Consider the following 24,069-nt stretch of genomic DNA (forward strand, 5'->3'; position numbering starts at 1 on the left):
ATTCCGCGTTTCGGCACGGGCCTCACCGGTCGTGCCGGGCGCGCCAGGCGGGCGCGGCCCGACCTTCCGGTACGGGCAGGGTGATGCGCACGCCACCCTGCCCGCTCCGACCCCCTGCCGGGTCAGTCGCCCGGTCGGTACCTGCGCTCGACGTGGCCTGCCAGCTCGTCGGGATGGAAGTAGACCGGTCGCAGGTTGCCGCTCGCATAGCGCTCGACCTGGTCGGCGAAGTGCGGCGAGTCGGGGTGGCCGCTGACCCCGCCCGCCGTCACCGCCCAGGCACGCACCCGGGGCCCGAACTCCACCACGGCGACGAAGCTGTTGCCGCTGGTGCCGTAGTAACGCTTCGTGCCCGGGTAGCTCTTGGCCCCGAACGAGGCCAGCGATCCCCAGCGTGACGAAGTGAAGGGGATCGGCACGCTCGGCTTGTCGTCACTGAAGTCCTGGACGATGGCGCCGTCGTTGCGCTGGTAGCGGTTGATGTCGCCCCAGGGCACGTCCTGGCTGCCGAAATCCCGCTCCAGCCGGGCCACTGCCGTGGCCAGGGCGTCGAGGCGCTGGGTGTCCGTGGCACGGTCGGCCATGTAGTCCCAGCCGGACATCTGGGCGTCCGCCGCCGCCTGGGCCGTCATGGCCCACAGGTCCTCGCCCCAGAACACGGCCACCGACAAGGCGGTCGACTCGGCGGACCACCGGGTGTCCCAGTCGCGCAGCAGGGCGATCGGGGCGGACAGCCGCTTCCTGCGCGCGCTGCCCCGGGGCAGCGCGTCCCAGGCGGCCACGAGACCGGGGACGAGCCGGGCGAACGCGGTGAGGTACGGGTCGAAGGCGGCGTCGATCAGCGTCCGGGGCGTGAAGTCCTTGCGCGCGCTCAGCACCCGGATCGCCTGAGGCCCGCGCGGATTCTCCCCGGCCCGGTCGAAGTAGCGCGGATAGTCGGCCGCGTGCGGGCTGTCGTCCCCCGCCGCGGTCCAGGGCCAGTTGTTGGTGTTGAACGCCCAGCCGTTCTTCGGGTTCACGGCCCGGGGCATGCTCGCCAGGCTGTGCAGGCCCTGCCAGTCGGTCGCCGGGTCACTGCCGTCGACGGTCTTCAGGTAGTCGAAGCGGTCGTCGCGCTTCGGCACGAACTGCGGCATCAGGAAGGCGATGTCCCCCTTGGAATCGGCGAAGAGGGTGTTGTTGGAGCTGTTCGCCTTGAGTTCCGCGACACCGATGTACTCGTCGTAGTCCCGCGTCTTGGTGCGCAGATAGCTCTGCTTCAGGGCGTCGACGGGTTTGTTCATCAGCGCACACGCGATCCACTTGCCGTCCTCCTCACGCACGATCGGACCGTGGTGCGTGGCGTAGGTGGTGAACCGGCGCTCCTCCTGGCCGCCGTCCTCGGTGCGCACGCGGAGGACGACCTGCTTCGTCGTCACGGGGCGCAGCTCGTCGCCGTAGCGGTAGCAGCGCCTGCCGTTGTCTCCGGTCACGATCGTCTCGGCGAAGTTGTCGATGTTGTCGATGCCGCTGGAGGTGTGCATCCAGCCGGTGTGGGCGTTGAAGCCCTGGTAGATGAAGAACTGGCCCCATGTGGCGGCGCCGTAGACGTCGAGTCCCTGCTTGCTGGTCACATGCTGTTCGGCGCGGAAGAAGAAGCTGGTGTGCGGGTTGATCAGGAGCAGCGCGTGACCGTCGCGGGTGTGGCTCGGCGCGATCGCCATGCCGTTCGAGCCGGTGGGCTCCCGGAACGCCAGACCTCGCTCCTCCTCGGTCATCGGCAGGCTCCGCCCGCTGTAGAAGGCTTCGAGCCGGCTGAGCGGGATGGACTCGATGTCGCCGCCGATGCTGCCCTCGGAGAAACTCAGCGTCATCCAGGGCTCGAAGCGGCGGATGACTCGGGGGCGCACCTCGGGATGGGTGGCGAGGTAGTAGTTCAGGCCGTCCGCCCACGCCTGCGTCAGCGCCCGCAGCCAGGCCGGGCAGCGCGCGTGTGCCTTCTTCAGCTCCTCGTGGTCGAGGTAGAGCCGCTGACGCAGGTCCTGCCAGAGCGCGCTTTCGCCCTCGGCTTCGGCGAGACGGCCGAGAGCGACCAGGTAGTTGGTCTCGACGCGGTTGAAGTCGTCCTCGGCCTGGGTGTACATCATCCCGAAGACGGCGTCGGCGTCGCTCTCACCCACCACGTGCGCGACGCCCCAGTCGTCGCGGGTGATCGTCACACGTTCCACGTGCCTGCGCCAACGGGCTGCGGTGGACCCGGAGTCCGCCGGTGCTGCCGCTTGAGCCGTCGCGGCCGGCAGGGCCGCGGCGGCGACGGCGACGGCCGCCGTGCCGAGGACGCGGCGTCGGCTCACCCCCGTGAACTGCGCATGATGCATGAGCTGCTCCACCTTCCTCCAAGCCTCGACGGGCCGAGCCCGAAGGAAGAAGGCGGCTCCTGGCACCGCGTATCCGGGCGGCTGTCACGCCGTGGCGTCGACCGGACTCACGTCACCGCTCCCCTCCGCGCACACGGCATCGCCGAGCAGCCGACGTGTGACAGGTGTCACCGCCCGGTGACCAGGTACAGGACAGTCCTATCCGGGTGACCGCTCACTGACAAGACCGCATCTCTCACTCGAGGTGCTCCGCACCCCACAGGTCACCGGCAAGGCCGTCCTGACGGCGCGGTGCGGTGGCACACGGCCGCCGGCAGCACCCGTTCGGCCGTCGGCAGCGGCCACGGCCCCGCTGGCACCGGTCCAGGAGCACGGGTGCCCGACAGGTCGCCAAGAATGGTCAAGGGCCGGTTTCGGATTCTCCGAAACCGGCCCTTGACCTGCGACTCTCACGAGTCGGGACGACAGGATTCGAACCTGCGACCCCTTGACCCCCAGTCAAGTGCGCTACCAAGCTGCGCCACGTCCCGTTGCGCGCCCCGCGGTGGTCCGCGTGATCGCGCGGATCAACTTTACCGCACCCGAGCGGATGACTCGATCACGCGGTGCGCGGGACGGTCCCGGCGGCGGTGTCGTGCTCGGCGTCCATGTCCTTCGCATACGCCAGGAAGTCGTCGACCATGCGGTGGAAGAGGGTCGCGAGCTGGTGCAGTTCCTCGGCGGACCAGCCGGACAGGGCGGCCTCCATGCCGCGGGCACCGGCCTCGCGGATGCGGGCGATGGCGTCGCGGCCCTGCCCGGTCAGCCGGATGCGCTGGGCGCGGCGGTCGTCGGGGTCGGGAACGCGGGTGACGTACCCGGACTTCTCCAGTTGCTGCACCGTGCGGGTCACGTGGGAGGCCTCCACGCCCAGGCGGTTGGCCAGTTCACCGGGCCGCTGCGGTTCGCTGTCGGCGATCTGGCGCAGCAGCGCGACCGCGGCGCGGTCCAGCGGCACCCCGGCCAGGCCCATCAGTCTGTCGTGCTGCCGGGCCCGCGTGCTCAGGTAGGTGATCCGGGTGAGTGCGCGCTCGATCTCGGCCACTTCGGGCGAGACGGGGCCGGGGGGCGGCGATGCAGTGGGCATACCCCCAGGCTACCATATCGTTGCGTTGCGCAAGTATTTGCAGGTGCCATGCCAGGCCGTCCCGGGACCCCACAGGGTGCGGGGTCCCGGTTGCCCGTACCGGGCTCGGCGGCCGTCAGGAGCCGGCGGGTGCTCAGCCCCGGCGGTACGCCGGCGAGGCGACCTTCTCGACCGGGACGCCGCCGGCCGCCAGGCCCAGCACGGTGAGGGCGGGCCGCGGCGGACCGGCGGGCGCGGTGCCGTCGGACAGGACGGCGAGCGCCAACGTGTTGGTGCCGCGGGTGTCGAGGATGCCGTTGGGGAGGACGAAGGTGTGCTGGGGGCCGACGTCGTTGACGTACTGGCCGAGGTTCCAGCCGTTGAGGAAGATCTGCACCCGGTACGGCCGGCTCGCCTCGTCGGTGAAGGTCAGGCCGAGCGAGGCGTCGGTGCCGCGGTCGACGGACAGGGGGAACTCGGTGCGGTACCAGGCCACGCCCTGCCGGGTGTCGGTGTGCGGCAGGGGCACCGGCGCCCACGTCCGGGCGGGGTAGCCGGGCAGGTGCCAGCCGTGGCGTTCGCCGTACAGGCCCCCGGTGTTGAGCGGTCCGCGCACCGGGTCGGCGGCGGTGGCGCCCTGGATGCGCCAGGTCAGCGGGGCGCCGTCGAGGGTGGCGGCGGTCAGGCCGCGGGCCGACTTGAAGGCGTCGTTGGCGCCGCCGTCCTCCTCGTGGGCCATGCGGCGCACCAGCACGGCCACCGTGTGCGGGCCCGCGCCGCGCAGGTCGGCGGGCACGGTGAACGCCGCCGTGTCCGACCAGGTGCTCCAGGTCGCCTGGTCCTTGGTGGGCACGGGCAGGCGGTGGGTGCCGAGCGGCCGGCCGTCCCACCAGGCCATCAGCAGCCCGAGCGTGCCGGCCTGGTAGGTCAGGGCGAGGGTCTGCGCGCTGCTCGCGTCGGTCACCGTCGCGCGGTACCAGACGTCGCCGTAGTGGAAGCCGTAGTCGTCGGCGAAGAGGACGGCGGGCTGGCCGGCGGGCACCTTGGTGGTGCTGTGCGTGGTCGTCAGGTCGCAGACCCGCCAGTCGGTGTCGTCGAAGCCCGGCTGAGCCTCGGGGTTCTCGGGGGCGTACCGCCAGTCGGTGAGGTCGGGCAGGGACAGGGCGCGCGGGCCCGCCAGCCGGCTCCGGGCTGCCAGGCCGCCGGACGCGGTGGCGGTGACGGGGACGCGCCGGCCGTTCCACAGGACGGTGCGGATCCGCTCCGGCGACCACACCTCCAGCTCGCTCGGGGCGGTGGTGTCGCCGGTGAGGTGGACGGCGGCGCCGTCGACGCGGGCGTCGCGCACCAGGGCCGGTCCGCTGACGAGCAGCGCGCCGTCGCCCGTGGTGCGGGGCCAGAGCGTGGCCGTCGCGGTGTCGTCGGCCAGGAGCAGCAGCAACGGCACGTCCTGGTCGCCGCCCTCGATGCGCAGGCGGGTCAGGCCGTCGAGGACGGCGTTGATCCGCAGGGTGCCCGCGGCCGCGTCGTGGACGGCCTGCGCGCTGCCGCCGGTCGTCGTCACGGTGGGGCGGAGACGGCTCTTGAGGACGATCTCCACCGGGTCGCCGGGGCGGCCGGTGAGGACGGCGAGGTCCCGTTCGGGGCCGGTGGCCCGCCACATCGGCTGGGCGGTGCTGTACAGCAGCGCCCTCCGGCCCAGCGACAGGTTGGTGGCGAGCACCTTCATGTCCTTGGCGGCGACCTTGAGGCCGCCGCCCGCGGCCGGGACGGTCAGGGGGCCGGCGACCGTCGTCACCGGCAGGGTGCAGGTGGCGTCGCGGCTCGTGTCGTTGCGCCGGAAGTACAGGTGCGAGCCGCGCTCGGGGTCGGCCAGGTGGTAGACGCGCACGTCCGCGCTGCTCGCGGCGGTGTCCTCGGCCCGGTCCAGCCGGGCCAGGTCCGGGAAGGAGGCGAGCATCGAGCCGATCTGCTTCATCGGCGGGATCTTGGCGGTGAGGTTGCGGGCCTCGTCGAGGGCGGCCCCGTAGTCGTAGGAGGTGTACACGACGGGGGCGGGCTGCCAGCCCCAGGAGGTGCCCCCGAAGGTCATGTACACATTGTGGATCTTGATGCCGTTGGCGAGGTTGGTCAGGTAGAACCGGCGCTCGTAGGCCGCGTCGCGCTCGGCCCGTGAGCCCGCGTAGCCCTTGCCGCCGAAGACGGCCCCGCCCCAGCAGTCGAACCAGCCGCCCGCGAACTCGGCCAGGAATCCGGGGGTGTCGGGGCTGGCGGTGGAGCCGCCCCTGGCGCCGCCCGGCCCGAAGTAGCCCCAGTCCGGCGGGTTTCCGCTCGCGGAGGGGTAGCCGGCGAAGGCGTACAGGTAACGGCCGCTCTCCTCACCGGTGGAGAAGGAGCCGGGGACCCAGTAGCCGTTGCGGCCCTTGTCGTTGTGGAACAGCGGCACGTCGATGCCGTCGGCGCGGACCTTCGCGTACAGGTGGGCCATGTAGTCGCGGCCGGTCGCGCTCGTGACGTAGGAGGCGTACTCGTTCTCCAGCTGGTACAGGACGACCGTGCCCCCGCCCTTGGTGTACAGCCGCGGCTCGATCACCGCGTCGACGGCGGTGAGCCACTCGTCGGCGTACTTCAGGTACTCCGGGTCACTGGTGCGCGCACGGCCGGAGGTGACGGCCAGCCAGCCGGGGAAACCTCCCCCGTCCGTCTCGGCGTTGATGTACGGGCCCGGCCGGGCGATGACGTACAGCCCGGCCTCGGCGGCCAGGTCGAGGAACCGGCCCAGATCGCGTACGCCCGTGAAGTCGTAGCGGCCGGGCGCCGGCGAGTGGTAGGCCCAGGAGGCGTACACGGAAACCGCGTTGTAGCCGCTCGCCCGCATCTTCTGCAGCACGTCCCGCCACAGGGAAGGACTCGGCAGGCGGAAGGGGTGCACTTCGCCCGACCACAGGGGCACTCTGCGCCCGTCGACCAGGAGCGAGTACCGGTCGAAGGCGACGGTGCGCCGCGCGGCTGCGGCACCGTCGGCGCGCACCCCGTCGGCGTGGGCGAGGCCGTGGCCCGGCGCCGCCTGGGCGCAGGCGGTGGCCGGCAGCGCTGCGGTCAGCGCTGCCGCCCCGGTCAGAGCGGTGAAGGCACGACGGGACAGTTCCACGGGTCGTTCTCCTCGGTGACGGTGGTCGGGGCGGGTACGGACGTCCGTCCGTTCCGGGCGGTACGAAAGGCGTGCGTTCGGGGCGGTGCGGAGGAGGATCGGGTCCGGTTCGGGTCCGGTTCCTCGACCGGAGACCAACAAAATCCCCGTGAATCGAACGGGAATCAACGAGAACGAACGCGCGCCGCAGCAAGTAATCACGGCGGCGACACGGCAGTCAACCGGTCGTCAGCAGACAGCCGCGGAGGGAGAGCGTTGAGAAGGATCACGACGCAGGGTCCTGTGCAGAGCACGGAACGTGCCCTAGGCTCACGCACTGAATCGTTCCAAAGGCCCTCGTCGGTCCGGGAGGAGCACACCATGCACCGCCGCTATGCGGTCATCGGGCTCGGCCACCGCTCGCAGCTGTACGTGGACGCGCTGCTCGGTGACTGGAGCGACACCGGCCGGCTCGTCGCGTTCTGCGACACCAACCGCACGCGCATGGACCACTACAACCGCCGTGTACGGGCCGCCGGACACCCGGCCGTGCCCTGCTACGGCCCCGAGGACCTGGACACGGTCCTCGCCTCGGCGGACACCGTCGTCGTCACCACCCCCGACGCCACGCACGCCGCCTACGTGTGCGCGGCCCTGGACGCGGGTGTCGACGTGGTGGTGGAAAAACCCCTCACCGTGGACGAGGAGGGCTGCGCCCGCATCGCCGAGGCCGCCGAGCGCAGCGGCGCGCAGCTCGTCGTCACCTTCAACTACCGCTACTCGCCCCGCAACACGGCGGTCCGTGAGCTGCTGTCCGCGGGACGCATCGGCGAGGTGACCGCCGTCCACTTCGAATGGATGCTGGACACCGTCCACGGGGCCGACTACTTCCGGCGCTGGCACCGCCGGCGCGAGAACTCCGGCGGCCTGCTCGTGCACAAGTCCACGCACCACTTCGACCTCGTCAACTGGTGGCTGGGCAGCCACCCGGTGCAGGTCTTCGCCCAGACCGACCGCCGCTTCTACGGGGACGGCGCCGCGGGAGCCGCCCGGTCCGCCGCACCCCGCCCGCCGCGCGCCCACGGAGCGCCCACGCTCGGCAGCGATCCCTTCCTGCTCGACCTGAGCGCCGACCCCCGCCTGAAGGCCCTGTACCTGGACGCCGAGCACGAGGACGGTTACCACCGCGACCTGGACCCGTTCACCGAGGGCGTCGACATCGACGACACCATGTCCGTGCTGGTCCGCTACGCCGACCGGTCCGTGCTGACGTACTCCCTGACCGCGTACGCCCCCCGCGAGGGCTACCGGGTGGCCATCACCGGCACCCGGGGCCGGCTGGAGCTGGAGGTCTGCGAACGGCTGTGGACGCCGCCCGGCACCGCGATCGATCCCACGGCCGCCGGCGACCAGGACGACGGCGGCCACGAACGGCTCACCGTGCAGGAGCACTGGAAGCGGCCCGAGGAGATCACCGTCGTGCGCGGTGAGGGCGGACACGGCGGCGGCGACGCCCTCATGCTCGACGACGTCCTGCGCCGCACCGGGGCCGACCCGTCGGGGCGCCGGGCCGGCTACCGCGACGGGCTGCGCAGCGTCCTGACCGGCGTCGCCGCCGACCGCTCGGCCCGCACCGGCGCGCCGGTCGCCCTCACGGACGAGGGCACACGGCTGGCCCCCGTCCCGCCGGAGGCGGCGGCCCCCGCCGGCGCTCGCCGCATGTCTCACCCGGTGCGGATCCAGGTACCCGGCCACGGACAGGAACACGGGCCGGGGACGGGACCCGGCGCGCAGGCCCCAGGGGCGGGACCGGGCACGCGGACCCAGGGACGGAACCCGGCACGCGGCCCCCGGCCGAACGCAGAGCGGGAGTGAGAGCCATGAGCAGCACCGAGGTCGTCCGAAGCGGTCCCCTCCGGTACGCCACCGCGGAGCGCTTCGCCCGCCCCCGGCCGGTGACCGCCGGGGACACCGGCCCCGTGAGCGGCCGGATCTGCCCGCAGCCGCCCTCCCGGCTCGAAGCGGTGATGGGTCCGCCGCACGACGAGGACCGGTGGCCGCAGGGCGAGGACTGCCTCCATCTCTCCGTCACCGCCCCCGCGGGCGGCGGCGGGCCACGGCCGGTCATGGTCTGGTTCCACGGCGGCGGCTTCAGCAGCGGCGCCGGGCTGCTCGACTGGTACGACGGCGGTGCGCTCGCCGCCGAGGGCGAGGTGGTGGTGGTCTGCGTGAACTACCGGCTCGGCGCCCTCGGCTACCTCGTCCTCGACGGCGTCAGCGAGGGCAACCTCGGCCTGTTCGACCAGATGGAGGCGTTGCGCTGGGTCCGGGACCACATCGCCGAGTACGGCGGGGACCCCGAGAACGTCACCGTGTTCGGCCAGTCGGCGGGCGCCTTGTCGATCCGGGTGCTGCTGGAGGTCCCCGAGGCGCGCGGGCTGTTCCACCGCGCCGTCCTGCAGAGCGCGCCGCTGGACTTCGCCTGCCGCCCCGCCGCCGAGGCGCGCGAGACCGGCCGGCTCTTCGCCGGCCACCTGGGCGCCGACCCGCTCACGACGCCCGCCGAGGCCGTCGTCACGGCGCAACGGCGCACCGCGGCCGCCCACTCCGCGCACACCGGAAGCGGGCTGGCGCCGGCGTTCACCCCCGTGTCCGGGGCGGACCCGCTGCGGGAACCGGGCGCCTGCTTCGACGCCGGCGCGCGCGGCCTGGACGTGCTGTACGGGTGGAACCGTGACGAGATGTCGGCGTTCCCGCCGGACGCGGGCGACGACGGCGACGTGGCCGACCGGACGCGGCGCGCCTTCGAGGTGCCGTACGCCGATCTGCGGGCGCGGCTGCGCCGGGCCGGTGCGCGGGTCCACGGGTACCGGCTCGACTGGCGTCCCCACGGCTCCCGGCTCGGCGCCACGCACTGCGTCGAGCTGCCGCTGCTGCTGGGGTCCGAGGACGCCTGGAAGGGAGCGCCGATGCTCGGTGACGCCGACTGGGCGGAGGTCGACGCGCTCGGCCGAGCCGTGCGCGCGGTGTGGGCCTCCTTCGCCCGGACCGGCGATCCCGGCCCCCTGCCCGCGCCGCTGGTGCCGGTTCCGTAGTGCGGGAGCCTCCCGCACCACGGGAGCACCCGGGCCGCCCTCCCGCGGCCGGGCGCCGGGCCGCGGGAGGGCGGTCGCCCGGCGGGGGGGGGCAGTCAGGCAGGTTGGCGGGGATCAGTCAGGCAGGTTGCCGTCGCCCCCGAGGTTCGCCACCATGCGGCGCAGCACATTGATCGTGGTCACGAAGTCGGCCGTGTCCACGCCCTCGTGCGTCTGCTCGTGGACCCGCAGATTGCGCTCCCGGGCCCGCAGGCGCCCCGCCTGACCCGCCTCGGTCAGCGTCATGCCGCCTCCCTCGCCCTCCGTCAGCCACCCGCGGGCCACCAGGTCGTCGAAGACGCCGTCGAAGTCGATGCCCTGGTCGTCGTACGGGGTCAGCCGCTCGGTCAACGCCGCCCGCGTCCATCTGCCCGGCTCCCCGGCGACGTGGTTGAGCGTCCACCAGTGCGGCTGGGTGAGGTCCTCCACCGCCAACTGTGCCCGAAGCGCCCCCACCACGCGGCGGTACACCTCACCGCTCCACGCGCCGATGGGCTGAGCGGCCAGCTCGTCCGTCGGGTATTCCTTGATCTCCACGCTCACACGTCCCCTCCGCATTCCCTCGGTGGTGATCGGAACGCGACGACCGTAGGACCTCACGTTTGCTTGAGGTCAAGGCGTAGGGCAGCGGGGACGCGATGCCACGCGGGTCCCGCCTCAGCCCTCCGCCGCGACGGCGGTGGGGACCGGTGGCGAGGGCGGTGCCGGTGCCGGTACCGCCCCGGGGCGGCGGTAGACGTACGGCGGCGGCTCGGACCGGCCCGCGTCGGCCGGCTCGCGGACGAGGTGGTGGTCCGGGGAGAGCGCGCACGCCGGGTCGGTGCGGGCGGCGTCGCCGGTGAGCGCGAACGCCTGGCAGCGGCAGCCGCCGAAGTCCTCCTCCCGGCGGGCACAGCTCCGGCACGGACCCGTCATCCACTCGGTGCCGCGGAAGCGGTTGAAGGCCGCGGAGTGCTCCCAGATCCAGGCGAGCGGGTGGTCGCGGACGGTGGGCGGGTCCAGGTCCGGCAGGGAGGCCGCCGCCGGGCACGGAAGGACCGTCCCGTCCGGTGTGACGGTGAGGGAGACCGCTCCCCAGCCGCCCATGCAGGGCTTGGCGACGCCGTCGAAGTAGTCGGGGACGACCCACACCAGGTCGATCCGGCCGGCGAGTTGCTCACGCCTGCGCTCCACGGTCTCCCGGGCGCGGGCCAGCTGGTCGCGGGTGGGCAGCAGCGCGGCCCGGTTGAGCAGGCCCCAGCCGTAGAACTGCGTGTTGGCCAGCTCGATGCGGTCCGCGCCCCAGGCCACACCCAGCTCGATGAGGGCGTCCACGGCGTCCAGATTGTCGCGGTGCAGCACGACGTTCAGGCCGAGCGGAAGTCCGGCCCGGCGCACGAGCGCCGCGGCCCGCTCCTTCGCGGCGAAGGAAGCCGGGCGTCCGGCGATGCGGTCGGCGGCCCGCGGATCGGCGTGCTGGACGGACAGCTGGACGCTGCGCAGCCCCGCCGCGGTGAGCGCGGCCAGCCGGGCCTCGTCCAGCCCGGTGCCGCTCGTGACCAGCTGGGTGTAGATCCCGGCGCCCTCGGCGGCGGCGACGATCCGCTCCAGGTCGGGGCGCAGCAGCGGCTCGCCGCCGGAGAGGGGGGTGTGCACGACGCCCATCTCACCGGCCTGCCGCAGGACGTCCGTCCACTCGTCGGTGCTCAACTCGGTGGAACGGCGGGCCAGTTCCAAGGGATTGGAGCAGTACGGGCAGTGCAGCGGGCAGGCGTGGGTGAGTTCGGCGAGCAGCGCCCCCGGGGGCGCGGGCTCCCGGCCGGATCCGGGGTTCACGGAGGTGGTCACGTCAGCCAGCCCTCCTGCCGCAGGCTGTCGAGAAAGGCAGGGACGGTGTCGGCCACCGGCGCACCCGGGAACCGGTCGGCCAGCTCGCCGACGATGCCCTCCACGGTGCGGGTGCCGTCGCACAGGCCGACGACCGTGCCGCCGTGCCCTTCGAGGACGACCACGCGTTCCGGCAGGACCAGCAGGTCCCTGCCGCGCACGGCATCGTGCCGCAGCATCAGCGCGGGGGCGAGCGCCGGACGCCACGGGGCGACGGTTCGCGGCATCACACCCGCTCCCGAGGGCCGCTCTGCCCGGCGATCGCGTCCGGCCCGGCGGACGCCTCCGTCCCGGCGAACTCCACCTGGCGGGTGTGCTCCTGTACGGCGTCGAGCAGGGTCCACAGCACATCGCACTTGAAGCGGAGCGCGGCCACGGCCTTCTCCTGCTCCTCGCGGGTGCGGGCCCACTCCAGCACCAGGTCCAGCGCCTCGGCGCTGTCGCGCCGGCCCTGGTCGACGCGGGCGCGGAAGTAGGCGAGCCCGTCCGGCGCGATCCAGCGGTAATGACGCTCGAACGCCTCGATGCGCAGCCGCATCAGATCGGGAGCGGTCAGCTCGGTCAGCGAGGCGGCGACGGCCTCCAAGGTCGAGCGCAGGCGGCAGAAGTTGACGTACCCTTCCACGGCCAGCCGGACGCCCGGCAGCACGCTCTGCCCCGAGAGCAGGATCTCGCGGTCGACCCCGGCCGCCTCGCCGAGCCGCAGCCAGCGCTCGATGCCGCCCTCGCCCTCGCTGCGCCCGTCATGGTCCTCGATCCGCCGCAGCCACATGCGCCGCAGCCGCGAGGAGTCCAGCTTCGCGATGATCAGCGCGTCCTTGACGGGGATGTGGCGCTGGTAGTGGAAGCGGTTCGTGATCCAGCAGCGCACCTCCTCGGGTGTGAGGTCGCCCTCGTGCATGCGCAGGTTGAAGGGGTGACGGTCGTGGTACCTGTCCTGGCCCACCGCGCGCAGGCGGTCCTCGAACTCGGCGCGGCTCCAGGGCTTCAGCGGCGGGGCGAGGGGCGTGGTCACAGCTCGATCACCATTCCGTCGTCGGCCACCGCGAGGCCCAGCCGGGCGAGCCGCTTGTGCTCCGGCGCGGCGGGGTCGAGGAGGGGGTTCGTGTTGTTGAGGTGCGTGTACAGGCAGCGGCCGGGCAGCGTGGCGAGGATGCCGGCGGTGCCGTTCGGTCCGTCGATGGGCAGGTGGCCCATGCCCGTGGCGGTGCGGGAGGAGATGCCGGTGCGGCGGGGCTCCTCCTCGTCCCAGAAGGTGCCGTCGACGATGACGCAGTCGGCCTCGGCGGCGGCTTGATGCAGCGTGTCCGACCAGGTCGCGACGGCCGGGGCGTACAGGGCGCTCCGGCCGGTGGCCGGGTCGTACAGGCGCAGCGCGACGACCCAGGTGTCGTCCTCGGGTGCGTCGGCGGCGTAGCGGGGGCGTTTGCCGGAGACGGGCACGGCGCTGATCCGCAGGCCGGATCCGGCCGGTCCGCTCGCCCTGGGGCCGAGCGGCTGTGTCCCCCGGCCGTGCAGCTCCCGCCAGGTCAGGGTGGTGTACGGGGTGAGGACCGGGCCGAGGCGCAGGCGGCCGTCGACCGCCTCGCGGACCGGGGCGGTGGCGAGGATCTCCAGGCCGTCCGCTTCACGCAGCCGCCAGATCCCCAGCGTGTGGTCGAGTTCGGCGTCGGTGAGGACGACTCCGGCGATCGGCGTCTGCCGGGCTCCGGGCCCCGGATGAAGGGCCGGGTGCGCCTCGATCTGGTCGCCGATGTCGGGGGTGGCGTTCACGAGGTACCAGCGGCCCTCGTCGGCACGGACGGCCAACGAGGCGTGTCGGCGGCGTCGCCCGGGGTGGGCGCGTGCCCCGGAGCACCCGGGGCACGCGCAGTTCCACTGGGGGATGCCGCCGCCGGCCGCGGTACCGAGCACCTGCAGCAGCATGACGGGGGGCTAGCGGACGCTGAGGGAGTAGGCGGTGACCTCCAGCGCGGTGTCGACGACCGCGTACCCCGGCGTCTGCCAGGCGGTCGAGGCGCTCTCCTCGGTGGTGGTCCGGGTGGGCTGCTCGACCTGCTCGACGGCTTCGGTCATGGTGCGTACCTTCCTTTCTGCGAGGGGGTGTTGACCTCCCGGTGCGGGAGGGGTCCTTGGGGAGGCGGCCGTTACTTGATGGTCACCTTCAGCAGGAGGTCCTTCTTGGTGCCGCGGTCGCTGGTGCCCATCCAGGGCTGGTCGGCGCCGGGGCCCTGGGCCAGCGCCGGCGGCCGGCCGTGGGTGCGGTTGTAGTAGGCCGTCGCGTGTCCGACGTCCTCGCCGGTGGCGTCGATCGGCAGCCGCCACAGCCGGTGGCCGCTCAGCGTGGTGACGTACAGGACGTTGTCGACGACCGCGATCTGCGCGGGCACACCGCCCTCGTCCGGCCTCCAGACCATCTTCGGGTTCGTCATGCCGGCGCGTGCGCAGGAGCCCTCGCAGGTCGGCCAACCGTAGTTCTTCCCCGGCTTGATGAGGTTGAGTTCGTCCCAGGTGTCCTCCCCGACCTCCGTCGACCACAACCGACCGGCACGGTCCCAGGCCAGTCCTTGGGGATTGCGGTGGCCATAGCTGTAGACGCGTGTCCCGAACGGGTTTCCGGGGGCCGCCGCACCGGTCTTGGTGATCCGCAGGATCTTTCCGTTGAGCGACTTCTTGTCCTGTGCGAGATTGCGCTTCCGGGCGTCGCCGGTGGCGACGTACAGATAGCCGTCGGGCCCGAAGGCGATCTTTCCGCCGTTGAGCTGGGTGTCCCTGACGATGCCGGTCAGGATGGGGGTGTAGCCGCTCAGCCGGGTGCCGTCGAAGCGCATCTTGACCACGCGGTTGTCGCTGACCGTGGTCTCCATGAAGAAGACGTCCTGGTCGCTCGTCCCGTTCCAGGTCGGTGACACGGCGACCCCGAGCAGGCCGCCCTTGTCCTGGGTTTCCTGCTCCCACACCGAGTTCGGTACGGTGCCGACCTTCTTCTCGGCGCCGTCGGAGGCGACCTTCCAGACCACGCCGGTGTTGCGTTCCGTCACCAGGGCCGCGTTGCGACCCGGGAGGAACGAAATCCCCCAGGGGGTCGTCAAGTCGTCCGCGAGCTTGCTGATCCCCGACGGTTTGCCGCTCGCACGGGGACCGGCGTGCGGCTGGCCGGCCGTCGCGGACGGCCCGGACACGCCGACAGCCGTGACGGCGGCGACAGCGGTGAGCGCGGCCGTGTACGGGCGGACCCGATGCACCGCCGAATGCGCCAAGCGTGACATCCTGATGCCTTTCCTGTCGTGGCGCGGCCGCGTGGTCCCCGCCGGGGACGACCCGGCCGCGTGCGATACGAGGGGGTTGCTCAGTGCCGCGCCGCAGCGCGGTCGGCCCGAGGGAAAAGGGGCGGGCCGAGCGGCGCGACGGCTCCTTTCCGGAGTGTTCGGGCGCCCCCTGAAGCAGTGGCCGCCGGAATCGCCCCTTCTGGCGAGGGGCCGTTTCCCGGCGCCGGGACTGCGGACAGCAGGAAGCTTGCGGGCCGGTCCGTCCGCCGCCGGTCCACCGGCGCCGAGGTGTCCCTCCCACGAGTGACCCGCCGCCGTACGGAAGGGCCGGACGGAGTACGCCGGGTCAGCGCGGCCTGTCCTGCGGCGGGGCGCAGCCGGCCGGAGCGGCGCCGCGCGGCGCCGCTGTTTCCGTGACCCCGGGTACCGTGGCGGGGCCGGCCCCGGGGGCCCGTCGACACCCCGCGCCGCCCGGACACCTACTACGGCCTGTCGAAGTCCTTCGGCGAGGACCTGGCCCAGCTGTACTGGGACAAGCACGGCATCGAGACCGTCTCGGTGCGCATCGGCTCCTGCTTCCCCGAGCCGACCAGCGTGCGCATGCTCTCGATGTGGATGAGCCCGGCCGACGGCGCCCGCCTCTTCCACGCGGCCCTGACCGCCGAGCACGTCGGCCACACCGTCGTCTACGGCTCCTCCGCCAACACCCGCCTGTGGTGGGACCTGTCGAGCGCGCGGGCGCTGGGCTACGAGCCGCAGGACGACTCCGAGCCGTACGCCGCCAAGCTGATCGCCGAGCAGGGCGAACTGGACCCGGACAACCCGGCGCACGCCTGTCTGGGCGGCCACTTCGTCACCGACCCGCCGATCTGGCCGCACTAGGGCCTGTCCGGCGGATCATGCCGCAGACGCGGGGCCTGGCACTCCCCCAAGCTCTTCGAGCAGGGGGTACCCCCAGGCGGCGTTGTCGTCACTCGCCGACGCTCCGCGTCGACTCCCTCCTCCGCCTTGCACAGGGACGCACCATGCCCCGCTCACCTGGACAGATCAGTCGCCGTGAGATCCCTGCGACTTGATCCGCCGGACAGACCCTAGGCCGTAGCGCGTTCCCGCGTGCGGCCGCTGCGGGCGCGGCAGTGCCGCGCCCGGCCGGGCTTCCGGTTCAGCTCATGTGGTTGTACGCGTTTCCGCTCTGGGCGTCGGAGACGACGCGGGCCGCGAAGGGCCGGCGCCAGTCGCCGGTACCGGAGTACAGGTACACGGTCTTCGTGCCGGGGCGGTGGGCGAAGAGGTCGGCCCTGCCGTCGTGGTCGACGTCGCCGGCGCCCACCAACTGCGCGTAGACCTGCCAGCCGCCGCCGATCCTCGTGCGCTGCGTGTAGGTGCCGTCGCCCTTGCCGAGGTAGAGCCACAGGACACCGTCCTTGTCGCGGGCGACGAGGTCTCCCGCGGGTCCCCCGGCGAGGTTCCCGACGGCGCTGAGCTGGTTGTAGATGTCCCAGCCGTGACCTATGCGCTTGCGGGCCTCGAACGGGCGGGAGGTCTCGCCGGTACTGCGGTAGAGCCAGAGAACGCCCGCCTTGTCGATGGCGACGACGTCGGGGCGGCCGTCCCCGGTGAGGTCGCTGCCGCCGGTGAGGTGGGTGTAGGTCTGCCAGCCACCGCCGATCCGCACGCGCCTGGTGAAGCCGCCGTCCTCCCGGCCCGAATACAGCCAGAGCACACCGTCCCCGTCCCGGGCGACGAGTTCGGGGGTGAAGCCGGGGTTCCCGGCCCCCGCGATGTCGCCGACGGCCTCGATCTTGTCGTAGATCTGCCAGCCGCCGCCGATCCGCGCCCGCGGGCGTCCGTCCTCGGGGCTGTCGCGCCACAGCACTCCGGAGGTGTCGCGGCCCAACAGGTCGGCGGCACCGTCGTTGTCGACGTCGTGCAGGGCGGAGGTGGGCGTGCCGGCGTGCGCCAGCAGCCGCACGGCCGGCCGGCCGTCCGTGCCGAGCGAGACCCGGAAGATACCCTGGCCCTGGACGGCGTGGCTGCCCTGGACGATCTGCGCGGTGCCGTCGGGCACGGTGAACGCGGCACCGGCACGGTCCAGGAGTGCGAGCTTCTCCCCGGTCCCGAGGTGAACGGCCGTGGTGCCGTAGGTCACCCAGTCACCGAGCAGGCCGATCTTCAGGTCCGCGCCTGCCGTGGTCCCCGGCAGGGGGACGACCGTGCGGGCACCGGTCGCCTGGTCACGGACGACCGCGCGGAGCGTGTGCGTGGCGGTGTCGTCCTCGACCCAGGCCAGCCGGCTGCCGGAGACCACGGGGTTGCGTGCCTGCTGCGGGTAGGGGTAGGTGAGGCCGGCATCGGTCAGGTCGATGAGCCCGATGCGCTGTCCGCCTTCCGCGGTGCGGGTGGTGAGCAGGCCGTGCGTGGCGTCACCCGGCCGCACCCGGTCGTAGGAGGCCGTCTCCGGCAGGCCCTGCACGGCGCGCGGCTCGGTGTCGCCGGTCTGCAGCCACAGCTTCGAGGCGCCGCGGACGAAGAGGGACCGGCCCGCGGCGCCCGCGTAGAAGCTGTCCGGTCCGTCCGGGACCGACCGCATGCGGAAGGAGGTGCCGGTGGACATGTCCACCGCCTCGGTTCCGTACAGGTCGCTCGAGGTGACGACCATGTCCCCGGATGTGTCGGCGATGCCTTCGATGGTGTAGACGAGCTTGTCGCGTGTCGCGCCGCCGTCGTAGGCGACCCAGCGCAGCTTGCTCTCCTCGCCGTCGTGGGGGACGCGCACCAGGAAGCCCTCGGAGCCGGCGGACGCCGGCGTGGCGCCGGGCACCATCGGGAGCAGACCGCTCGCCCCCTGCGTCGCGACGGGGGCCTCCGTGGCGGCCACCGGGGCGGCGGCCAGTGAGCCCGCACCGACCGTGACGGCGAGAACGGTGGCGACGGCGGCGCCGAGACGGCGCCGGCCGGTGTGTCGGGAGACCAAGGAACGTTCCTCCTGTGCGAACGGGTGCGGAACGCAGTGCCTGCGCCCCGTCCAGTGCGACCCTCGACCCGACCGACTGGTTGTACGACCGCCGTTCACGGCCACGTCACCTCAGCGCAGCCCTGCCGCCGGACGGCGCGTGCCGACGGCGCGCGGCCCGGATGCGGGCGTGCCGGCGGCGCGCGGCCCGGATGCGGGCGTGTCGGCGGCGCGTCGGCCCCGGATACGGGCGAGGCGGCGGCGCGTCGGCCCCGGACGGGTCGAAGGACCCCGGTGGCGGCGCAAAACGATCGTTCGCGGTGGCGGGCGGGCACCGAACGGGCCCGCCCGCCACCGCATTCGGGCATCCGCGCTGCCCGTTCCCACCCGGCGCACCCGCAGCCGTGCAGGTCCGCGGCGGGCACAGCGCATGGCAAACGGGCACACCCGGGCAGTATCGGGCCCGCAACAGACCTGGTCAGCGCCGCGTGACCGCAGTAGAACTGTCCCCCGAGGCCCGAACGGGCAACGAGGCACGGGAGGCAGGTGTCGGCCATGGGCGCGCGGACGGCGGAGGAGCGGCAGCGGGAGATCGTGCGGGTCGCCCGGGCCACCGGCCAGGTGGACGTCACCACGCTCGCCGCCGAGCTGGGGGTGGCCAAGGAGACCGTCCGCAGGGACCTGCGCGCCCTGGAGGACCACGGGCTGGTCCGCCGCACCCACGGCGGCGCCTACCCGGTGGAGAGCGCCGGTTTCGAGACCACGCTCGCCTTCCGGGCCACCAGCCACGTGCCCGAGAAGCGGCGCATCGCGGCGGCCGCGGCCGAACTCCTCGGGGACGCCGAGACCGTGTTCGTCGACGAGGGCTTCACCCCGCAGCTCATCGCCGAGGCGCTGCCCCGGGACCGGCCGCTGACCGTGGTGACCGCCTCCCTGCCGGTCGCGGGCGCCCTGGCCGGCGCGGAGAACGTCTCGGTGCTGCTGCTGGGCGGCCGGGTGCGCGCGGGCACGCTGGCCACCGTGGACCACTGGACGACGAAGATGCTGGCCGGGTTCGTCCTCGACCTCGCCTACATCGGCGCCAACGGCATCTCCCGCGAGCACGGGCTGACCACACCCGATCCCGCGGTCAGCGAGGTGAAGGCGCAGGCGATGCGGGCGGCGCGGCGCACGGTGTTCGCCGGGGTGCACACCAAGTTCGGCGCGGTCAGCTTCTGCCGGTTCGCGGAGGTCGGCGCGCTGGAGGCGATCGTGACCAGCACCCTTCTCCCGGCGTCCGAGGCGCACCGCTACGCCCTGCTGGGCCCGCAGGTCGTCCGGGTCTGAACGGCCGCCGCCCGCCTGCCGGTGTGCCGCACACCCGGCGCTGCCCGTTACCTCCGCATACCTACGTTCAAGCACCTTTACGTCCCCTTAGACCAGGAGCGATCCATGCGAACCCAGAGCCGACGGCGGCCGCCGCGAGCCACACTCGCGCTGGCCGCCGCAGGGACGCTGCTCGCCCCGCTGCTCTCCGGCTGCTGGGTCGGCGCGGGCGGGGCGGGGTCCGGCGGTGACTCCGTCAACGTCCTGATGGTCAACAACCCGCAGATGGTCCAGCTGCAGAAGCTCACCGCCGCGCACTTCACCAAGGAGACCGGCATCAAGGTGAACTTCACCGTGCTGCCGGAGAACGACGTCCGCGACAAGATCAGCCAGGACTTCGCCAACCAGGCCGGCCAGTACGACGTGGCCACGCTGTCCAACTACGAGATACCGATCTACGCCCGCAACGGCTGGCTGCACCCGCTGGACTCCTACGTCGCCCAGGACAAGGGCTTCGACCAGCAGGACGTGCTGGAGCCGATGCGCGAGTCGCTCACCGCCGACGACGGCAAACTCTACGGCGAGCCCTTCTACGGCGAGTCGTCGTTCCTGATGTACCGCAAGGACGTGTTCGCGGCCAAGGGCCTGACGATGCCCGCCCACCCCACCTGGCGGCAGGTGGCCGACCTGGCCGCGAAGGTGGACGGCGCGCGGCCCGGCATGCGCGGCATCTGCCTGCGCGGACTGCCCGGCTGGGGCGAGCTGATGGCCCCGCTGACCACGGTCGTCAACACCTTCGGCGGCACCTGGTTCGACAAGGACTGGAAGGCGCACCTGGACTCCCCCGAGTTCGTGAAGGCGACGAAGTTCTACGTCGACCTGGTCCGCGCGCACGGCGAGTCCGGCGCCGCCCAGTCCGGCTTCGCCGAGTGCCTGAACAACCTGACCCAGGGCAAGGTCGCCATGTGGTACGACGCCACGAGCGCGGCCGGCTCCCTGGAGGCCGAGGGCTCCCCCGTCCGGGGCAGGATCGGCTACGTCCCCGCCCCGGTGGAGCGCACGAAGTCCTCCGGCTGGCTCTACACCTGGGCCTGGGGCATCCAGAAGGCCTCCCGCAACGCCGACAAGGCCTGGAAGTTCGTCTCCTGGGCGTCGAGCAAGGAGTACGAGCAGCTGGTCGGCGAGCAGGCCGGCTGGTCGAACGTGCCCGCGGGCAAGCGCGCCTCGACCTACGAGAACCCCGCCTACCGCAAGGAGGCCGCCGCCTTCCAGGAGATGACGAAGGAGGCCATCGAGAGCGCCAGGCCCAACGACCCCGGCGTGCAGCCGCGGCCCGCGCCCGGCATCCAGTTCGTCGACATCCCCGAGTTCACCGACCTCGGCACCAAGGTCTCCCAGGAGATCAGCGCGGCCGTCGCCGGACGCCAGTCCGTCGAGACGGCCCTGAAGAAGTCCCAGAAACTCGCCGCGAAGATCTCCAAGGAGTACGAGGGACGATGACCGCCACGACCACGGCCCCCGTGGCCGCCCCCGCCCTGCGCGGCGCGCGGCAGCCCTCCGCCCGGCTGCGCGCCTGGGCCACCCGGGCCCCGCTGCTGCCCGCGCTCGTCTTCATGATCGTCGTGACCCAGCTGCCGTTCGTGGCCACGCTGGTGATCTCCTTCTTCGACTGGAACGCCCTGTATCCCAAGGCCCGGCACTTCACCGGGCTGGACAACTACCGCCAGGTCCTCACCGACGCGGACCTGCGCCACTCGGTGTGGACGACGGTGCTGCTGACGGTGGCGGTGGTCCTGGCCAGCCTGGTCCTCGGCCTGGTGCTGGCGCTGCTGCTGGACCGCCGCTTCCGCGGCCGGGGCGTGGTGCGCACCCTGCTGATCGCGCCGTTCCTCATCGTCCCGGTGGCCGCCGCGCTGCTGTGGAAGCACGTGCTGTACAACCCCGAGTACGGCCTGTTCAACGGCCTGCTGCACTACGTCGGCGGCCCCCAGCCCGACTGGGTGTCGAACACCCCGCTGCTCGCCGTCGAGGCTTCGCTGGTGTGGCAGTGGACGCCGTTCATGATGCTGATCCTGCTGGCCGGGCTGCAGAGCCGGGACCAGCAGCAGATCGAGGCCGCCCGGGTGGACGGGGCCGGCGACTGGCAGATCTTCGTCCACCTCACCCTGCCGCACCTGCGCCGCTACCTGGAACTGGGCGCCCTGCTCGGCTCGATCTACATCGTGCAGAACTTCGACGCGGTGTTCACGATCACCTCCGGCGGCCTGGGCACGGCGAACCTGCCCTACACCGTCTACCAGAGCTTCTACCAGGCCCACGAGAACGGCCTCGCCTCCGCCGCGGGCGTCCTGGTCGTCATCGGCTCGATCATCATCGCGACCTTCGCCCTGCGCGTGGTGTCGTCCCTGTTCCGCGAGGAGGTGTCCGCATGAGCGCCGTGCCGAGCGCCGTCCGCCGCAGGGGGCTGGGCCTGGTGGCCTGGCTGGCCGGCATCGTCTTCTTCCTGCCCATCGCCTGGATGGCGCTGACGTCCTTCCACTCCGAGGCGGACGCCGCGACCAACCCGCCGTCCTTCGCGGCGTCGCTGACGCTGGACGGCTACCGGGAGTTCTTCGGCAGCGGCGGCGGGGCCAGCCCCTGGCCCGCGCTGGTCAACTCGGCGGTGGCGTCGGTGGTCTCCACGCTGTGCGTCCTGCTCCTCGCGCTGCCGGCGGCGTACGCGCTGTCGATCCGGCCGGTGAAGAAGTGGACGGACGTGCTGTTCTTCTTCCTGTCCACCAAGATGCTGCCGGTGGTCGCGGGCCTGCTGCCGATCTACCTGTTCGCCAAGAACGCCGGGCTGCTCGACAACATCTGGCTGCTGGTCGTCCTGTACACCTCGATGAACCTGCCGATCGCGGTGTGGATGATGCAGTCCTTCCTCGCCGAGGTCCCGGTCGCCGTCATCGAGGCGGCCCGGGTGGACGGGGCCCGCCTGCCGGTGATCCTCGCCCGGGTGGTCGCCCCGATCGCCCTGCCCGGAATCGCCGCCACCGCCCTGATCTGCTTCATCTTCAGCTGGAACGAACTGCTGTTCGCCCGGGTCCTGACGGGCGTGGTCGCCGAGACCGCCCCCGTCTTCCTGACCGGCTTCATCACCAGCCAGGGCCTGTTCCTGGCCAAGGTGTGCGCCGCGTCGCTCGTCATCTCCCTGCCGGTGCTCGCCGCGGGGTTCGCCGCCCAGGACAAACTGGTCCAGGGCCTGTCGTTGGGAGCCGTGAAATGAAGGCCGCCGTCATCGAGTCCGTGGGCCGCGCCGTCGTCACCGAGGTCCCGGACCCGACGCCGGGACCGCGCGAGGTCGTCGTCGAGGTCGCCGCCTGCGGGCTGTGCGGGACGGACCTGCACATCCTGCAAGGGGAGTTCGCGCCGAAGCTGCCGATCGTGCCGGGACACGAGTTCGCGGGCGTGGTGGTCGGCGTCGGCACGCAGGTCACCGAGGTCGCGGCCGGTGACCGGGTGGCGGTGGACCCCTCCCTGTACTGCCACGAGTGCCGCTACTGCCGCACCGGCCACAACAACCTGTGCGAACGCTGGGCCGCGATCGGCGTCACCACGGCCGGCGGCGCGGCCCGCTACGCCGTCGCCCCCGTGGCGAACTGCGTCAAGCTGCCCGAGCACGTCCGCACCGAGGACGCGGCCCTGATCGAGCCGCTGTCGTGCGCCGTGCGCGGCTACGACGTGCTCCAGTCGCGCCTGGGCGCCCACGTCCTCATCTACGGCTCCGGAACCATGGGCCTGATGATGCTGGAGCTGGCCAAGCGCACGGGCGCGGCGAGCGTGGACGTGGTCGACGTCAACGCCAAGCGGCTGGAGACGGCGCGGGCGCTGGGGGTGTCGGCGTCGGCGGCGAACGCGGACGAGCTGGACCGGCCGCAGGGCTGGGACGTGGTGATCGACGCGACCGGCAACGCGGCGGCCATCCAGGACGGCCTGGACCGGGTGGCCAAGGCGGGCACCTTCCTGCAGTTCGGCGTGGCGGACTACGCGACACGGGTGACGATCGACCCGTACCGCATCTACAACCAGGAGATCACCATCACCGGCTCCATGGCGGTCCTGCACAGCTACGAGCGGGCGGCCGAGCTGTTCGCGAACGGGGTGCTGGACCCGGAGGGCTTCATCAGCGACCGCATCCCGCTGGAGAACTACCCGCAGGCGCTGGAGCAGTTCGCGGCGGGCGTGGGACGGAAGATCGTGGTGGTGCCGTAGGGCGCACGGCAGGGGCGGCGGGGGCGGAGTCACCCGTTCGGCAGGTAAGGGAACGGTAAAGCGCCCCCGTTCGTTACGCCTCACATGACAGCTATGACCCCTGGCTCGAACATCCCTCTCTCCGCCGTGCGCGTGGCGGTGGACGTCGCGGCCCCGGTGCGGCTCGACGTGTCGGGCCTGCTGCTCACCGCCGACGGCAAGGTGCGCTCCGACGACGACTTCATCTTCTACAACCAGCCAGCCGGCCCGGGCGTGACCTACCGCTCGGGCGGCGGCGCGGCCCCGGACACGATCATCGTGGACACGGCCGCCGTGCCGCCGGGCATCGAGAAGATCGTGGTCACCGCCAGCCCGGACGCGGCCGGGCAGACCTTCCAGGGCATCGAGCCCACGGCGACGCTGCGCAACGCCGACGACGGCTCGGTGCTGGCCACCTTCACACCGCCGCGGCTCGGCCCGGAGACGGCGCTGCTCGTCATGGAGATCTATCTGCGCAACGGCCAGTGGAAGGCGCGGGCCGTCGGTCAGGGGTACGCCGACGGGCTGGCCGGCATCGCCACCGACTTCGGCGTGACGGTGGAGGAACCGGCCGCCGCACCGCAGCCGGCCGCCCCGCCGCAGCCGGTGGCCCCGCCGCACCCGGGCACCCCGTCGCAGCCGGTGACCCCGCCGCCCGCGATGCAGCCCCAGGTCACCCCG

General features: G+C 72.7%; 19 protein-coding genes, 1 tRNA gene and 1 pseudogene. 9 read left to right on the forward strand and 12 right to left on the reverse strand.

Annotation, left to right across the window (positions count from 1 at the left end; translation table 11 throughout):
* Positions 1–122: 122 nt before the first annotated feature.
* From GV126_RS03680 to GV126_RS03695, 4 genes are all read right to left on the reverse strand, one after another.
* Positions 123–2,357, reverse strand: a complete 2,235-nt coding sequence (locus tag GV126_RS03680; protein ID WP_159662627.1) for a penicillin acylase family protein — start codon at positions 2,355–2,357, stop codon at positions 123–125.
* 456 nt (positions 2,358–2,813) lie between these two features.
* Positions 2,814–2,887, reverse strand: a tRNA-Pro gene (locus GV126_RS03685).
* 68 nt (positions 2,888–2,955) lie between these two features.
* A complete protein-coding gene (locus GV126_RS03690) occupies positions 2,956–3,483 on the reverse strand; it encodes a MarR family winged helix-turn-helix transcriptional regulator (protein WP_159662629.1) in 528 nt (175 codons plus the stop codon).
* A 133-nt stretch (positions 3,484–3,616) separates the two neighbouring features.
* A complete protein-coding gene (locus GV126_RS03695) occupies positions 3,617–6,613 on the reverse strand; it encodes a beta-galactosidase (protein WP_159662631.1) in 2,997 nt (998 codons plus the stop codon).
* Between the two features lie 360 nt (positions 6,614–6,973).
* Here GV126_RS03695 and GV126_RS03700 point away from each other — a divergent pair, with 360 nt between their 5' ends.
* Both GV126_RS03700 and GV126_RS03705 read left to right on the forward strand, forming a co-directional pair.
* Positions 6,974–8,467, forward strand: coding sequence for a Gfo/Idh/MocA family protein (locus tag GV126_RS03700; RefSeq protein ID WP_159662633.1), 1,494 nt, complete (start codon positions 6,974–6,976; stop codon positions 8,465–8,467).
* 5 nt (positions 8,468–8,472) lie between these two features.
* On the forward strand, positions 8,473–9,687 hold the full coding sequence (locus GV126_RS03705; RefSeq protein ID WP_159662635.1) for a carboxylesterase family protein: 1,215 nt from the start codon (positions 8,473–8,475) through the stop codon (positions 9,685–9,687).
* A 114-nt stretch (positions 9,688–9,801) separates the two neighbouring features.
* Here the strand turns inward: GV126_RS03705 and GV126_RS03710 are convergent, their stop codons facing one another.
* The 7 genes from GV126_RS03710 to GV126_RS03740 form a co-directional block, all read right to left on the reverse strand.
* A complete protein-coding gene (locus GV126_RS03710) occupies positions 9,802–10,269 on the reverse strand; it encodes a winged helix DNA-binding protein (protein WP_201299796.1) in 468 nt (155 codons plus the stop codon).
* A gap of 114 nt (positions 10,270–10,383) precedes the next feature.
* The gene (pqqE, locus tag GV126_RS03715) at positions 10,384–11,553 is read right to left on the reverse strand and encodes a pyrroloquinoline quinone biosynthesis protein PqqE (RefSeq protein ID WP_159662639.1); all 1,170 of its coding nucleotides are present in this window, start codon (positions 11,551–11,553) and stop codon (positions 10,384–10,386) included.
* On the reverse strand, positions 11,550–11,819 hold the full coding sequence (gene pqqD, locus GV126_RS03720) for a pyrroloquinoline quinone biosynthesis peptide chaperone PqqD (RefSeq protein WP_185946907.1): 270 nt from the start codon (positions 11,817–11,819) through the stop codon (positions 11,550–11,552). The genes pqqE and pqqD overlap by 4 nt, the downstream gene beginning before the upstream one ends.
* A complete protein-coding gene (gene pqqC, locus GV126_RS03725; RefSeq protein ID WP_236569865.1) occupies positions 11,819–12,607 on the reverse strand; it encodes a pyrroloquinoline-quinone synthase PqqC in 789 nt (262 codons plus the stop codon). The genes pqqD and pqqC overlap by 1 nt, the downstream gene beginning before the upstream one ends.
* Complete coding sequence (pqqB, locus tag GV126_RS03730) at positions 12,604–13,518, reverse strand: pyrroloquinoline quinone biosynthesis protein PqqB (protein WP_159662643.1); 915 nt, start codon at positions 13,516–13,518, stop codon at positions 12,604–12,606. Before pqqB ends, pqqC begins: the two co-directional genes overlap by 4 nt.
* Before the next feature lie 9 nt (positions 13,519–13,527).
* The gene (gene pqqA / locus GV126_RS03735; protein ID WP_159662645.1) at positions 13,528–13,668 is read right to left on the reverse strand and encodes a pyrroloquinoline quinone precursor peptide PqqA; all 141 of its coding nucleotides are present in this window, start codon (positions 13,666–13,668) and stop codon (positions 13,528–13,530) included.
* Between the two features lie 71 nt (positions 13,669–13,739).
* Positions 13,740–14,861: a PQQ-dependent sugar dehydrogenase gene (locus GV126_RS03740; protein WP_159662647.1), complete on the reverse strand. Its 1,122-nt coding sequence runs from the start codon at positions 14,859–14,861 to the stop codon at positions 13,740–13,742.
* A 441-nt stretch (positions 14,862–15,302) separates the two neighbouring features.
* Between GV126_RS03740 and GV126_RS03745 the strand changes: the two are divergent.
* Positions 15,303–15,743 (forward strand): annotated as a pseudogene (locus GV126_RS03745) (NAD-dependent epimerase/dehydratase family protein); the annotation flags it as partial.
* 280 nt (positions 15,744–16,023) lie between these two features.
* On the opposite strand, the gene GV126_RS03750 reads toward GV126_RS03745, so the two are convergent.
* Positions 16,024–17,835, reverse strand: coding sequence for an FG-GAP-like repeat-containing protein (locus GV126_RS03750; protein WP_159662649.1), 1,812 nt, complete (start codon positions 17,833–17,835; stop codon positions 16,024–16,026).
* 534 nt (positions 17,836–18,369) lie between these two features.
* Here GV126_RS03750 and GV126_RS03755 point away from each other — a divergent pair.
* The 6 genes from GV126_RS03755 to GV126_RS03780 form a co-directional block, all read left to right on the forward strand.
* Positions 18,370–19,140, forward strand: coding sequence for a DeoR/GlpR family DNA-binding transcription regulator (locus GV126_RS03755; RefSeq protein ID WP_028422678.1), 771 nt, complete (start codon positions 18,370–18,372; stop codon positions 19,138–19,140).
* A gap of 105 nt (positions 19,141–19,245) precedes the next feature.
* Positions 19,246–20,619 carry an ABC transporter substrate-binding protein gene (locus GV126_RS03760; RefSeq protein ID WP_159662651.1) on the forward strand — a complete coding sequence of 458 codons (1,374 nt, stop codon included), beginning with the start codon at positions 19,246–19,248 and terminating at the stop codon, positions 20,617–20,619.
* Entirely contained in the window at positions 20,616–21,551 is a 936-nt protein-coding gene (locus GV126_RS03765) for a carbohydrate ABC transporter permease (RefSeq protein ID WP_159662653.1), read from the forward strand. The genes GV126_RS03760 and GV126_RS03765 overlap by 4 nt, the downstream gene beginning before the upstream one ends.
* Positions 21,548–22,384: a carbohydrate ABC transporter permease gene (locus tag GV126_RS03770; RefSeq protein WP_159662655.1), complete on the forward strand. Its 837-nt coding sequence runs from the start codon at positions 21,548–21,550 to the stop codon at positions 22,382–22,384. Before GV126_RS03765 ends, GV126_RS03770 begins: the two co-directional genes overlap by 4 nt.
* Positions 22,381–23,370, forward strand: a complete 990-nt coding sequence (locus GV126_RS03775; protein WP_159662656.1) for a zinc-dependent alcohol dehydrogenase family protein — start codon at positions 22,381–22,383, stop codon at positions 23,368–23,370. The genes GV126_RS03770 and GV126_RS03775 overlap by 4 nt, the downstream gene beginning before the upstream one ends.
* A gap of 93 nt (positions 23,371–23,463) precedes the next feature.
* The coding region (locus tag GV126_RS03780) for a TerD family protein (protein WP_236569867.1) at positions 23,464–24,069 on the forward strand (606 nt) is incomplete at its 3' end.

This window comes from Streptomyces mexicanus, from assembly GCF_902506575.1.
In the GTDB taxonomy this organism is placed as follows: Bacteria; Actinomycetota; Actinomycetes; order Streptomycetales; family Streptomycetaceae; genus Streptomyces; species Streptomyces mexicanus.